This is a genomic window from Sphingomonas oleivorans (assembly GCF_003050615.1).
Classification (GTDB): Bacteria; Pseudomonadota; Alphaproteobacteria; order Sphingomonadales; family Sphingomonadaceae; genus Sphingomonas_H; species Sphingomonas_H oleivorans.
This window is the reverse complement of record NZ_NWBU01000018.1, coordinates 199,763-212,338: the sequence shown is the minus strand read 5'-3', so window position 1 is coordinate 212,338 and position 12,576 is coordinate 199,763. Positions and strand designations below refer to the sequence as shown.

The 12,576-nt window shown below is 61.5% G+C and carries 13 protein-coding genes; 5 read left to right on the top strand and 8 right to left on the bottom strand.

Features of this window, described 5'->3' with window-relative positions; all coding sequences use genetic code 11:
* Positions 1-95: 95 nt before the first annotated feature.
* Positions 96-917: an alpha/beta fold hydrolase gene (locus CLG96_RS18305; protein WP_107970256.1), complete on the bottom strand. Its 822-nt coding sequence runs from the start codon at positions 915-917 to the stop codon at positions 96-98.
* Between the two features lie 255 nt (positions 918-1,172).
* Between CLG96_RS18305 and CLG96_RS18300 the strand changes: the two genes are divergently transcribed.
* Positions 1,173-1,913, top strand: a complete 741-nt coding sequence (locus CLG96_RS18300; RefSeq protein WP_341476963.1) for a response regulator transcription factor — start codon at positions 1,173-1,175, stop codon at positions 1,911-1,913.
* An 85-nt stretch (positions 1,914-1,998) separates the two neighbouring features.
* On the top strand, positions 1,999-2,370 hold the full coding sequence (locus CLG96_RS18295; protein ID WP_165799705.1) for a response regulator transcription factor: 372 nt from the start codon (positions 1,999-2,001) through the stop codon (positions 2,368-2,370).
* Here CLG96_RS18295 and CLG96_RS18290 read toward each other — a convergent pair.
* Positions 2,363-3,799: a sensor histidine kinase gene (locus CLG96_RS18290; protein ID WP_107970252.1), complete on the bottom strand. Its 1,437-nt coding sequence runs from the start codon at positions 3,797-3,799 to the stop codon at positions 2,363-2,365. The genes CLG96_RS18295 and CLG96_RS18290 overlap by 8 nt on opposite strands.
* A 167-nt stretch (positions 3,800-3,966) precedes the next feature.
* Between CLG96_RS18290 and CLG96_RS18285 the strand changes: the two genes are divergently transcribed.
* Together CLG96_RS18285 and CLG96_RS18280 are read left to right on the top strand one after the other, a co-directional pair.
* Complete coding sequence (locus tag CLG96_RS18285; protein WP_107970250.1) at positions 3,967-4,539, top strand: helix-turn-helix domain-containing protein; 573 nt, start codon at positions 3,967-3,969, stop codon at positions 4,537-4,539.
* A 418-nt stretch (positions 4,540-4,957) separates the two neighbouring features.
* On the top strand, positions 4,958-6,409 hold the full coding sequence (locus tag CLG96_RS18280; protein ID WP_107970248.1) for a catalase: 1,452 nt from the start codon (positions 4,958-4,960) through the stop codon (positions 6,407-6,409).
* A gap of 32 nt (positions 6,410-6,441) precedes the next feature.
* Here CLG96_RS18280 and CLG96_RS18275 read toward each other — a convergent pair whose 3' ends face one another.
* The 6 genes from CLG96_RS18275 to CLG96_RS18250 form a co-directional block, all read right to left on the bottom strand.
* A complete protein-coding gene (locus CLG96_RS18275; RefSeq protein WP_243395862.1) occupies positions 6,442-6,699 on the bottom strand; it encodes a TMEM175 family protein in 258 nt (85 codons plus the stop codon).
* A 65-nt stretch (positions 6,700-6,764) separates the two neighbouring features.
* Positions 6,765-7,394: a hydrolase gene (locus CLG96_RS18270; protein ID WP_107970246.1), complete on the bottom strand. Its 630-nt coding sequence runs from the start codon at positions 7,392-7,394 to the stop codon at positions 6,765-6,767.
* Positions 7,395-7,510: 116 nt separating this feature from the next.
* Positions 7,511-9,103: a PAS domain-containing sensor histidine kinase gene (locus tag CLG96_RS18265; protein ID WP_107970244.1), complete on the bottom strand. Its 1,593-nt coding sequence runs from the start codon at positions 9,101-9,103 to the stop codon at positions 7,511-7,513.
* Positions 9,104-9,437: 334 nt separating this feature from the next.
* Positions 9,438-10,124 (bottom strand): sensor histidine kinase, encoded by a 687-nt coding sequence (locus tag CLG96_RS18260; RefSeq protein WP_165799704.1) that lies wholly within the window; start codon positions 10,122-10,124, stop codon positions 9,438-9,440.
* A gap of 397 nt (positions 10,125-10,521) precedes the next feature.
* Complete coding sequence (locus CLG96_RS18255) at positions 10,522-11,628, bottom strand: NADH:flavin oxidoreductase/NADH oxidase (protein WP_107970240.1); 1,107 nt, start codon at positions 11,626-11,628, stop codon at positions 10,522-10,524.
* 141 nt (positions 11,629-11,769) lie between these two features.
* On the bottom strand, positions 11,770-12,108 hold the full coding sequence (locus CLG96_RS18250; RefSeq protein WP_243395861.1) for a hypothetical protein: 339 nt from the start codon (positions 12,106-12,108) through the stop codon (positions 11,770-11,772).
* On the opposite strand from CLG96_RS18250, the gene CLG96_RS19280 reads away from it, so the two are divergent.
* Entirely contained in the window at positions 12,091-12,492 is a 402-nt protein-coding gene (locus CLG96_RS19280) for a hypothetical protein (protein WP_243395860.1), read from the top strand. The two genes, CLG96_RS18250 and CLG96_RS19280, sit on opposite strands and share 18 nt — an antisense overlap.
* Positions 12,493-12,576: the final 84 nt, after the last annotated feature.

The following is a 12,576-nucleotide window of genomic DNA, read 5'->3' as shown; positions in this document are numbered from 1 at the left end:
TCCCGCGCCGAGCCATGCCTCGGACCGTCCGGAAAGGCGCTGTCTCAGCCGACGAAGCCGCGGACCGGCAGGATATCCAGCCCGCGGCCTTTGGATCAGGCTTTCAGGAAAGCGAGAAGGTCCGCGTTGAACTGATCCTTGTGGGTAAAGACCAGCGCATGCGGCGCCCCTGGATAGACCTTGAGTTCGGATCCAGGAATGAGCTCATGAGCGAGCCGGCCGGTTGCCTCCAGTGGCACCACCTGATCGTCGTCGCCATGCACGACGAGCGTGGGAATGGTGAAGGCCTTCATATCGGGACGGAAATCGGTCTCGGAAAAGGCGCCCACGCAGTCAAAGGTCGCCTTGATCGATCCAGCCAAGGCAATTTGCAGGGTCTGCGCTAAGACGCTCTTCGAGGCCGCGTCGGGATTGTGGTTGGTGCCATAGAATAATTCACCAAAATTGTCGATGAAGGCGGCGCGATCCTTCAACAGACCTTCGCGAATCCAGTCGAACACCGACTTGTCGACGCCATTTTGATGGTCGTCCGACTTGATGAAATAGGGTGTCACGGCGGCCGTCAGCACCGCTTTCTTCACGCGCGCCGTGCCGTGCTTCGCAATATATCGCGCCACGTCGCCGCCGCCCATGGAGAAGCCGACAAGGGTGACATCGGTCACATCGAGCGTATCGAGGATCGCCGCGATATCGTCGGCGAACGTATCATAGTCGTAGCCATCCCATGGCTGGCCAGAGCGACCGAAACCGCGGCGATCATGCGCGATCACACGAAAGCCGTTCGTGGCCAGGAACATCATCTGATATTCCCACATGTCCGCGCTCAATGGCCAGCCATGGCTGAAGAAGACCGCCGGGCCTTTGCCCCAGTCCTTGTAATAGATTTCGGTGCCATCGCTGGCGGTAACATAAGGCATCTGGAGCTCCTTCGTTAGACGCGCACAAGGGGACGGTCACGGGCCGCCCGAGCGCTCCTCTCTATTCAATGTCGGGTTGCCCCGGCTTGTATGGAGCGAAGGCTTTGGAGCGGATTCTGCGGGAAAGCGCCTTGCCGGATCCCTGGGTCTCCTCGGCGCTTTGACACCGGGGTAGCATGTCCTACAGCTGGTTATTGCGACGGCGCGTTCGCCAACAAAGGTTAAAAGAAGATGAGGCCAAATGCGGCCGAGAGAGTGAGCCGATCGATCGAGGGGCCCGGAACGCCGGTTTCCGAAGCTATAGCGGTGTATCCGGTGGACGGACGTCAAACGGGAGGAATGATGGAAGAGAGGCTTTTGCCTGTAGATGAAATCGCCGACGAAATGCCTCCGCTCGTCGTCATCGTGGACGATGACGAGATCGTGCGCCGCTCGATAGGCAGCCTGTTACGCTCGATCGGCCTTCGGACGGCTCTCTTTTCCTCGGCCCAGGAACTTCTCGATGCCGATCTTCCCGAGGATGTCGGCTGTATCGTCATGGATGTGCGACTGCCCCGTATGAGCGGACTGGAGTTCCAGACGCGACTCCGCAAGCGAGGGGATGACCGACCTCTTATCTTCATCACGGGTCATGGCGATATCCCCATGACCGTGCGTGCCATGAAGGCGGGTGCCATCGACTTTCTGGCGAAGCCATTCCGGGATCAGGATATCCTCGATGCGGTGAATGTCGCACTCGCCAGGGATCGCGAGAGCCGCCAGGCAAAGGCTTCCCTGGCCGATATCCGGGCGCGGCTGGCGACGCTCACCCCTCGTGAGCGCGAGGTCATGACGCTCGTCGCATCGGGCCTGCTCAACAAGCAAGCGGCGGGCGAACTGGGACTGAGCGAGGTCACGGTGAAACTTCACCGCGCGAGTCTCATGAAGAAGATGCGCGCACGCACGATCGCTCAACTCGTCCGGATGGTGGAAGCATTGGAGCGGGCAGGCGCATGATAAGTTCACATGCCCTGATGAGCCATGGTGCCGACGTGCTGGTACCCGAAGAGCCGATAACGAGCCACTGCGACGTGGGGGCACTGTGACAACTGCGAAATCCATCGCGATCGTGGACGATGACCGTCTTATACGCTCGTCTGCTGCCAGCCTGATGCGTTCGTTTGGCATTGCCGCATCGACGTTCGAATCCGCCGAGGCATTTCTTGCGGCCGACGCGAAGGAATTCGCCTGCATCATCTCCGACGTCCAGATGGGCGGCATGTCGGGCCTTGACCTTCAGGACGAGCTCAATCGCCGCCGGATCTCTACGCCTCTGATCCTGATCACGGCTTATCCGACCGACCGCCTGAAGGATCGAGCCCTGGCCGGCGGCGCCCGATACTTCCTTGAGAAGCCATGGTCGGTCGATGATCTTCTGGTCTGTCTTGAGGAAATCATGGGGCCGCTTAGCTGACGAGAATTGTCGCTTCCGTCTCCCTCCTTGCCGTCGGCATCGCAATATGAACGATCGCACCGCTCCTCTCGGCTCTATCCTCCAGCCTGATCTCGCCGCCATGAGTTTCGACGGCCGACCGTACGATGGCGAGGCCCAAGCCCATCCCCGTCGGCTTGGTCGTCACAAAAGGATCCAACGCCCTATCACGGATATCGGCCGGAAATCCGGGACCAGTATCTTCAACCTCCAGTTCGACCATGCCCTCCCGGCAAAGGCTCCGAACCGTCACCAACCTTGGCCCATTCGCCATGCCCGTCATGGCTTGAATCGAATTGACCAGCAGATTGATGATCGCCTGCTGCATGAGGACGCGGTCTGCGCTGATCTGCGCGTCCCCCGCCTGCAGTGACAGGTCGATCATGATATCATGGGTGGGCCGTTCTCGACGGAGAAGCGCCACGGCGTCCGTGATCAGCTGGTCGATAGCGAAACTGGAGACCGGGGTGATGTCCCGGCGGATCATATTCCTAATCGACCGAGTCACATCCTGCGCATGATTCACGGCGGCGACGATATCCGCCAGCGCGAGCTTAATTTCCTCTACCTCGGGCGGTTCGTGCTGCAACCATCGTGACAGCGCGCCGGCATAGGTTTTGATAGCCTGCAGGGGCTGATTGACCTCATGTGCGATCGAGGCTGTCAGCTCGCCGACGGTCGCGGCGCGCATTGCTTGCTCGATTTCACGTCGCGCATTGTCGAGCGCCTCTTCGGTCATCCGTCGTTTCGTGACGTCCGTGTGGGTTTCCACGATCCGACTGATCTCGCCTGCCGGACTGCGTTCGAGATTCCAGCGAGCCACGACAGTCACGCTGCTGCCGTCACGGCAGGTCTGGACCAGTTCCCCTTCCCAGCGTCCAGATCGCCGCAATTCCTCCAAAGCGTCAGCCATCGTCGTGGGAAAGCGTGTATGAAGCTGCTGGTGGGGATCCACTGCCATCATTTCGGGCGCACTCCAGCCATAGAGCTCGCTCGCAGCGCGGTTCCAGTAGGTGACACGCCCATCGGCTCCCAAGGCGAAGAGCGCATCGCTCGTCACCTCAAGAAGACGCGCTTGTGCCGCGACATCCGATCGCGCGCGGCCGATCCGCTCGATGAGTCCCACGCTCAAGGCCAGCGCGAGCAGACAAAGCAGCAGCCGGACGATGGCGGGCGCGTCGGCGTGCACGCCGTGCGTCAGTGCAAAGCTCAACAGGATGAGCCCAGCACAGACTCCCGCGATCGCACGGACTTGTCGTGGCCTGGACGGCTCTGCGACACACAGCAAGGCTGGCCCATAGAGGAACGCGATCGCACTCATGAAGTGGGAGAATGTATCGACCAAGAAGGCCGTCATGGCGATCGCGATCGCCGCGCTCCAGCGGATCAGGCGTGAGGATGCGGCGGTCATCGCCAGGCGCCCTGCAGCGAGAGGAGCCGCCCCGGCCGCGCGACCCCATACCTGGGTATGGGGCCGGACACCTTTTTCGATGGGACAAGCGAACCAGTGTTCGGTAGTCCCAGCCGGCCTCGTGACCTTAGTTTTTTCGCCAGAGAAATCGAGCGGAGGACAATCCGATGAAGGTCACGCCCGTCTGCCAGAGAACTCAGGAGGTCCCCCCCGCGCATGCGGTGTTTCCCCTCCCCCTCGCGGCAAAACTGGTCGCTGACGCCGACGAGGCGATCGAAGGCGATCCGGCGCTGGCACGTGCCTGCCTTCGCCAGATCGCGCTGTTGATCGAGGGCTGCGATCCCGAAGGAAGCCGGGCCAGCATCCGCCTCCGCCCCGTTTCCGTGGACGGGCCCGTTCGGGGAGGACTTGCGACCTGGCAGATTCGCCTGGTCGCGGCACATATCGAGGCCAATCTGTCGGATACGATCCATGTCGAAACACTGGCGGAGATCGCCCGCCTGAGCAGTGGCCACTTCTGCCGCGCGTTCAAGACAAGCATCGGCGAGACCCCTCACACCCACATCGTTCGACGCCGTCTGGAGCGTGCGAAAATGCTGATGCTCACGACCAGCGAGACGTTGAGTCAGATCGCTTGCGCCTGTGGGCTGACCGACCAGGCCCATCTGACGCGACTGTTCCGTCAGCATGTCGGCGATACCCCTCTCAACTGGCGGCGTAAGTGGCGGCAGGCGGCCTGAATTCCGGTCGATGCGGGATGCCGCGAATGGGTTTCGTCCAATCCCATCCGCTCGGGATCCTGCAGCTCGCGCGCGAGCTTGGTCCCGAGGCCGTGGCGCCATCTGGGTCTCCGGTCTTGCCAGGGTTGGAGGAGATGATCGGTTTCAAGAAAGCGCCCCATGCGATTGGCGGATACTGCTCACAATTGCCCGCAATTGGTCCGAAAAGTCTTGGCGTTTTTTGCGCAGAGTTGAACAGAAAACCACATTGTCGGTCCGTCGGTGGGGAGCTCGGCAGGAGCCGGCATCGGTCCATCCGCGCACATCCAGGCACATGCCGTCAGGTATCAGACCGTCCCTCCGTTGCCCACCGCGACGTCGTGCCCCGGCCCGGTCGACCGTACCAACCATCCCTCGCCCACCATCCAGGAGCATTGCCATGACGAAAAAGCTGACCCATCGCACGGGTGCGCCCGTCTCCGACAACCTCAACATCCTCACCGCCGGTCCGCGCGGACCGGCCTTGCTCCAGGACATCTGGTTGATCGAGAAACTCGCCCACTTCGATCGTGAAGTGATCCCCGAGCGGCGCATGCATGCCAAGGGATCCGGTGCTTACGGGACCTTTACGGTCACGCACGATATAACCGCCTACACGAAAGCGTCCGTCTTCAGCCAGATCGGCAAGAAGACCGATATCTTCATCCGCTTTTCGACCGTCGCAGGCGAACGTGGCGCGGCGGATGCCGAGCGCGATATTCGCGGATTCGCGGTCAAATTCTACACGGATGAGGGCAACTGGGATATTGTCGGGAACAACACGCCTGTGTTCTTCTTCCGGGATCCACTCCGCTTTCCAGACCTGAACCACGCGATCAAGCGGGATCCTCGTACTGGGCTGCGCTCACCGGACAATAATTGGGACTTCTGGACCTTGCTGCCGGAAGCCCTGCACCAGGTCACGATCGTCATGTCCGAACGCGGTATCCCGAAGACCTACCGCCACATGCACGGCTTCGGCAGCCACACCTTCTCCATGATCAACGCGGCCAATGAGCGCGTCTGGGTGAAGTTCCATTTCCGCTGCCAGCAGGGCATCGAGAACCTCACCGATGCGGAGGCGGAAGCATCGATCGGTCGAGATCGGGAGACGCATGGCCGCGATCTGTATGAGGCGATCGAACGCGGCGACTATCCGAAGTGGACCCTCTTTATCCAGGTCATGACCGAAGATCAGGCACGAAGCCATCGGCATAACCCTTTCGATCTGACGAAAGTCTGGCCCAAGGCCGACTATCCGTTGATCGAAGTTGGAGAGTTCGAGCTCAACCGCAATCCGGACAATTATTTCGCGGAGGTTGAGCAGGCCGCCTTCTCCCCCGCCAACATCGTGCCGGGCATCGGATTCTCGCCAGACAAGATGCTTCAGGCGCGCCTGTTTTCCTATGGAGATGCCCAGCGCTACAGGCTGGGTGTCAACTTCAACCAGATCCCGGTAAATGCTCCTCGCTGCCCTTTCCACAGCTATCATCGCGACGGCGCGATGCGGGTGGATGGCAATCTGGGCGGCACGACGCCCTATTATCCCAACCGGCACGGTGAATGGGCGGATGACCCCATGTCTTCCGAGCCGCCCCTGGCTCTGAAAGGCGACGCACGGCATTGGGACCATCGTGTTGACGACGACCATTGGGAACAGCCGGGCAAGCTGTTCCGGATGATGACGGAGAAACAGCGCGAGCTTCTGTTTCAGAATACGGCGGCTCAGATCGGTGGAGCGAGCCGCGAAGTGCAGGAGCGCCATGTTGCCAATTGCACCAGAGCTGACCCTGCCTATGGGGCCGGCATCGCACAGGCGCTAGGCCTCGACATTGTCGAGGCTGCCGAATGATCGGACGGGCCTGACGAGCTGACCCGGCAGGCCTATTCCGAAATGAAGGAGGGGCGGCCCGACGGCCGCCCCTTTTCCGTTCCCGCACACCGCATCGCCGTCTTGTCGGCGGCCGGCCTTGGAAGGCAAGCGCGGCGTGCGATCCGGCTGGGCGCCTGGAAGAAATGGCGATGATTGTTCCAGTAGAGCCCGACATTCACATAGCTGAGGATATAGGCGATCAGCAGCGGAGCACTTTCCCTGAGCGCCGAAAAGCCAAATCCGTCCGGAACCCTGAGGTTCAGGAGCATGATCGTAATGATGATCCCACGCCAGCGGTGAACGCCTCGAGCCTCGCTGCCTTTATCGCGAGGGTTCAGGATGGGTGGATCATGTCGCGCGCGTAGGCGAGCCCGATCCCATATCCGCCACCATGGGCTTCGACGATGGCGCGGGCCTCATCATAGGTAGCCCGCCGTGTCCAATCGCGTTGCAGTTCCAGCAGGACCTGGATCCAGGACGTCGGGATGGCACCCGCAGCCTCCATGCGCCGCAGGGCCAGCTGATGTCCTTCGACAGTAAGACCACCGCACGTGTCCGCGACGACGAATACCTCCAATCCTTCGGCCAATGCTGAGAGCACGGCGAAGGTGACACAGGCTTCGGTGAGGAGGCCGGAGACGAGCAGACGACGACGCCCGGTTGCGAGGATCGCCTCGCGTACCGTCTCGTCCTCCCAGACATTCATGCTGCGCCGGTCGATCGGTTGCACGTCGGGCAGGACGGCCTGGATGGCAGGCATAAGAGGACCGCTATAAACCTTTGTCGCGGACGTCGAGGCAATGACGGGTACGCCAAAGGTCTTGGCGGTCTTGGCGAGGGCGACGCTATTGTTGAGGAGCGTTTGACGATCGATCGAGCCGACGCCGAATGCGAGGCCGGCCTGCTGGTCGACCAGGAGAAGTGCACAATCTCCGGGCAGGAGAAGCTTCGGGTCTGCGGTCATGACGGTCCTCGCGCGGTCGTTGCCGGCCAGCTGCCGGTCTGGTCCGGATAAGGGTTCGAGTCCCTGCGGGATTGTCGATTAGGCGCCTGCTTTGGAGAGTTCTGCGCCATATATGGTCAGGCGCGAGGCAGCTCGACCCTGATCGTGGCGCCATCGGCGCCGTTGCCGGAAATCCAGATCTCTCCCCGGTGCATTTCGATGGCCGACCTGCTGATCGACAAGCCAAGGCCCATCCCGTGCGACTTGGTGGTGAAAAAGGCCGTGAAGGCTTTTTCGTGCGCCTCTTCCGAAAAACCTCGGCCATCATCCTTCACCTCGAGGGCAATGCCGTCATCGAGCACCATTGTAGAAATGGCTATGCAGGGTTTGGCTCGTCCGGCGGAAACCGTCGCTTGGATCGCATTGCGAAGAAGGTTGATGACGACCTGTTGCAACAGCACCCGATCGCCTCGGATCGAAGCACCCTGTGCGTTGAGATCCGAGATTAGCGTGATGCCAGTATCGGCCGCCTCCCGCGAAGTGAGGTGGACGGCTTCGGCCACGATTGGGTCGAGATGGATCTCCATCAGTTCCGGTTCGGATTTGTCCAGCATTCGACGGACATGCCGCACGACCTCGCTTGCCCGCGAAGCGGCTGTCATGATGTCCTCGATGAGCTCCCGCGATGCCACCAAGTCGGGAGGCTCGCGATTTATATACCGCCGGCACGCATGAGCGTAACCGGTCAGCGCCGACAAGGGCTGGCCGACCTCATGTGCGATCGAGGCGGTCAGCTCCGTCAAGCTGGCGGCTCTCAGAGCCTCATCAAGTTCCTGTCGCGTCCGATCCAGCGCCGCCTCGAGACGTAACTTCTCGCGGATGTCCATGATGCTGCCGGTGATCCTGTCGAGACCCGAGCAGGCCGGAAAGCTCAGTGCCACCATAATCGGAATCAGCTCTCCCGACTTGGCGCGAACACGCGTTTCAGAAGCAAAGGTCGGATGCCCCTCGTCGACCGCGATGATGCACTTGGCGAAGCTTTGGTCTTCCTCGGGAAGGAAGTCACTGAGATTCTGGAAGAATTCCGCCTTGCTCCGGACGCCCATCATACGCAGGGCCGTTTCATTGACGTCGGTGATCCTGACGGACCGCCGGACCTCTTTCACGAACTCGGGATGCTCGGCCACATAGGCCCGGACATCCGAAACGCCCGCCGCTCGCAGACGTTCGGTCGCCCGTTTGACGGGCCGCATGTCGTGCTCCCAGATCGCGACCGCAAGCGTGTCGAACATGCGTCGATATCGCCGCTCGGACAGCTGCTGTGCGTTTGCGCGAGCCCGTCGACCTACCATGAACCCGACGGTCAGGAGGGTCGACACGGATACGCCCAAGGCATGTATCGAGCCACGATCAAGGGTCGGATCTCCCAGGCCGGTGAAGCGCAGCATTGCACCGGCTATGCAGATAACCGTCCAAACCCAGACCCCGCGTTCGCCGGCCCCGCCGACCCCGGCCGCGATCGGTGCCAGGACATAGAGTGGCGCGAGTTCGAGATCGATCGGCGTCACGATGTCGGCGATGGTGATGGCGAGCGCCAATATCCCACCGGCGACATGCCCAATCTGCGGTGTCCGCAGCAACCACGATCGGGATCGTCCGGATGCGGTCTCGACGACCGGTTCCACGGTCGCCGGATATGCATGAGCGTCGCGTTGAGGCTGAACGGTCATAGCCGCTCAGCCGAGAAACTGATCATAACCACTCATGGTCCCGCACAATCATGGTTGCCGTGGATATCAGGCTCTCCGGCGAAGTCGCCGTCGAAGTCCGGACCCTATACCAATGTATGGGGCGGCCATGTCTCTGAGGTTATGTGCCGTTGCGTGCGTCACCGATCATCCCGCTCGGCTGCTCCAGTCAATGCTGGGATCCGGTCCGCCATCAGCCCGGGCCAGTGGCGCAGACGATCGGGGAAAGCCGGCTCGTCCCTCCCTGTCGGAATGTGCGGGTAGACAACCAATCCTGTACGGGCGCGGATGCATCGCGAACGTGCTTTTCCGATCTTTACCCGCCAGCGGCGATGCGGATCATTCCCGGGCCGGCCAGCGGCAGGATCGGGACGCAGATCGAAAAACGACTGCCCACGCCGGCCACCGACCTGCATTCCACGCCATAGTCGAGCTCTCGACAGGCGGAACGTACGAAGGCCAGGCCAAGCCCTGCTCCACGCCTGTCGGGCTCGGACTGATAGAAGGGATCGAAAATCCGCTGCTGGTCGTCGGCGTCGATGCCGCAGCCCGTATCGACGACGTCGATCCTGATGACATGTCCACGACGACGAACGCCAAGGACGATACCACCCGTGGCCGTGAATTTGATGGCATTGCCGATGAGGTTGCCGAGGACGGCGCGCAGAAGGCTACGGTCGGAGATGATCATAGCGGACGTTCTCACGACCGAGAATCGCAGCCCGTTCGCGACCGCGAAGGGCGCCCAATCGGCCTCCAATTCATCAAACATCGAGGCAAGGGAAAATGGGGTCGGAGGCGCCGTTCGTGCAGCGCCGAGCCGGCGCTCATTCGTGAGCATCAGATTTCGGAGGCCGGTCGCCAGTCGAGCGCCCTGCTCCTTGGCAAGGTCGAGCCAGCAGCGAAGATGCGGTCGATCGCTGCAACATGGCTCCAGTTCCTCCACCGCTCGGAGCATCAAGTGAAGCGGCTGGAGCAGATCATGCGCGGCCATCGCCAGCATGTTGACCTGATCCCCGGCGTCGCCGCCGGTCGCTCCTGGATTCCCTAAACCGAGGACGCCTCTATTCAGGACGGCCTCAACGGCAGCCCTCGGCTCCGCATTTGCGCCCCTTGTCATGCTGCACCTCATCATGAAGCGTCCGTCTTCGATATATCTGCGAACCAAGCACGCACGGCGCCGCGCCACTTCGAGCCATCCAGCCTCGCATCAATCGGTCGAACCACAGACGCGATACCCCGTGGCCCAATGGGTTACGGCACAGGACGCCCGTCTCCAACCGAACGGACGTTCGCTTCTTCCCCTGACTGAGGACCGGTTACCCCATACGTCGGTATGGGGTCTTGTTCGGCCAGATAGGCGCGAGGCCCGAAAGACGTCGGCGTCACGTGGCGGCCTCCTATTCGATGTCGAAGAGGTGCTTGTGCTGGCGCGGTTGCGACCTGAGATACTGGTCGGGCGCCCTCACCCGCCCACCCAGATGAGCGGCGGCATGCCATGGCCAGTGCGGATCGTAGAGAATGCCGCGCGCGATCGCGATGAGATCCGCGTCGCCTGTGCCGATGATCGCTTCAGCCTGATCGTAACCGGTGATCAGCCCGACCGCGATTACCGGCATATTCGTTGCCTGCTTGACCGCGCGCGCCAGCGGTACCTGGTAGCTCGGACCGACTGGGATCTTCTGATCGGGATGGACGCCACCGCTTGAGACATGGATGGCAGAGCATCCGCGTCGTTCCAATTCCTGAGCAAAGCTAATCGTCTGCTCGATGTCCCAACCGCCATTGACCCAATCTGTCCCGGAGACGCGCATCGTCACGGGGCGATCGCTGGCAAAGGCCGCTCGTACGGCATCGAAGACCTCGAGCGGGAAGCGCATTCTGTTTTCCAAGCTCCCTCCATATTCATCCTCGCGCCTGTTCGAGAGCGGCGAGAGGAACTGATGGAGGAGATAGCCATGGGCACCATGGAGCTGTACGCCATCGATCCCGAGCCGCGCCGCACGCCGAGCAGCCGTGGCGAAGGCCTCCCTGACCCGATGCAGTCCGTCGCGATCAAGCGCCATCGGCGGATTTTGCTCGGGTTGGAATGCCAAGGTCGAAGGCCCCTCGGTCTGCCAGCCATTCGCGGCAGCCGGGGACAATTGGCGACCGCCCTTCCATGGCACCTCCACAGAGGCCTTCCGGCCAGCATGGGAAAGCTGGATCGCAATCGGTATGTTCAACCAGCGACGTACGCCCTCGATGGTACGCGCGATCGCTTTCTCGGTCTGGTCATTCCACAAGCCGACGTCCGCATAGCTGATACGTCCTTCGGGAAGAACGGCGGTCGCTTCGATCGTCAACAAGGCTGCGCCAGATAGCGCAAGACGCCCGAGGTGAATGAGGTGCCAGTCGTTCATGCAGCCGTCGGATGCCGAATACTGGCACATAGGGGCGACTACGATACGATTGGCAAGGTTGAGCTTGCCAATAGTGAACGGTGTGAAGAGCTTCGGTCCAGACATGTTATGCCTCTTCGGAAAACGGGGTGATGGCAAGACCGGCATCAACCATCTGCTTTGTCGCAGCACGGCCTGAGCCGTCGGGGCCGGCCTGCTGGCACGGACGTGGGCGCCGGACACGGCCAGACATTTGCCCAGCGGACTTCAACTCCCGTCGCCCAGGCCACGGCATCGGCGGGCATAGGCGATCCCACGAAGGAAGCCGCGACGGGCATAGCCAGCATCGATGGCAGCATTCAGACGGCGTTGCGCTGGAGCCGCGCCCGACACTTCGCGAACGAGACCTCGAAAGGGTATCAGCCCGCCGACGAGTGACTTGCCGCCAGCCTCGGCCAGCTTCCCGGCCGCATTTTCCTTCTTCTCGTTCATGACCGTGAAATCGGATCCGAGCGCAGCATTGAGATCGGCGACCCCCTGGACCAGCCGGGCGCATGTGGCCGTGCCGTCCAATCCGTAAGGATCGTAATGCGCGGCTTCGAGCACAGGCGGAATCCTGATCTTGTCGGCGCCGATGTCGCGGGCGGGCGTGTCGATGATATTCTTTCCCTGCTGAAGGCCCTTTTGCAAAGCGCCAGGCTTTTCGGCTGGATCGGCCAGGACGGCCGACGCGGTGCAGACCAGGACGCAAAAGGCGACCATTCGATCGGCAAGGCCTGTCTTCATCGACTACGGGACTCCTTCTTCGAACGGCAAGCGTCCAGGCGAGGCCGTCCACAATCTCAATATGACGCACGTCGCCGCCAGGATTGGATTTTTCTGCGGTCAGCGGCGAAATCTGGCGCAAATCGCACAACGCTCACGAAAGCGCGGATAACTCAGTCACGTCCCATGATGACGATGGTTGCTCCGCCGTCCCTTGTCGCGTGAGACCTGCTATTTCCGTACGCCCTCGTGATTTCGCCTGCGACTTTGCCTGTTCGACGCAGGTCCATACAAGCACTTGGCGGCACA

Coding starts and splice junctions, on each gene's coding strand:
- CLG96_RS18290 (WP_107970252.1), bottom strand. CDS start 3,799: ATGACCGCCGCATCCTCACGCCTGATCCGCTGGAGCGCGGCGATCGCG.
- CLG96_RS18285 (WP_107970250.1), top strand. CDS start 3,967: ATGAAGGTCACGCCCGTCTGCCAGAGAACTCAGGAGGTCCCCCCCGCG.
- CLG96_RS18255 (WP_107970240.1), bottom strand. CDS start 11,628: ATGTCTGGACCGAAGCTCTTCACACCGTTCACTATTGGCAAGCTCAAC.
- CLG96_RS18270 (WP_107970246.1), bottom strand. CDS start 7,394: ATGACCGCAGACCCGAAGCTTCTCCTGCCCGGAGATTGTGCACTTCTC.
- CLG96_RS18275 (WP_243395862.1), bottom strand. CDS start 6,699: ATGCTCCTGAACCTCAGGGTTCCGGACGGATTTGGCTTTTCGGCGCTC.
- CLG96_RS18265 (WP_107970244.1), bottom strand. CDS start 9,103: ATGACCGTTCAGCCTCAACGCGACGCTCATGCATATCCGGCGACCGTG.
- CLG96_RS19280 (WP_243395860.1), top strand. CDS start 12,091: ATGCGCGGCTTCGAGCACAGGCGGAATCCTGATCTTGTCGGCGCCGAT.
- CLG96_RS18305 (WP_107970256.1), bottom strand. CDS start 917: ATGCCTTATGTTACCGCCAGCGATGGCACCGAAATCTATTACAAGGAC.
- CLG96_RS18260 (WP_165799704.1), bottom strand. CDS start 10,124: ATGCTGGCGATGGCCGCGCATGATCTGCTCCAGCCGCTTCACTTGATG.
- CLG96_RS18280 (WP_107970248.1), top strand. CDS start 4,958: ATGACGAAAAAGCTGACCCATCGCACGGGTGCGCCCGTCTCCGACAAC.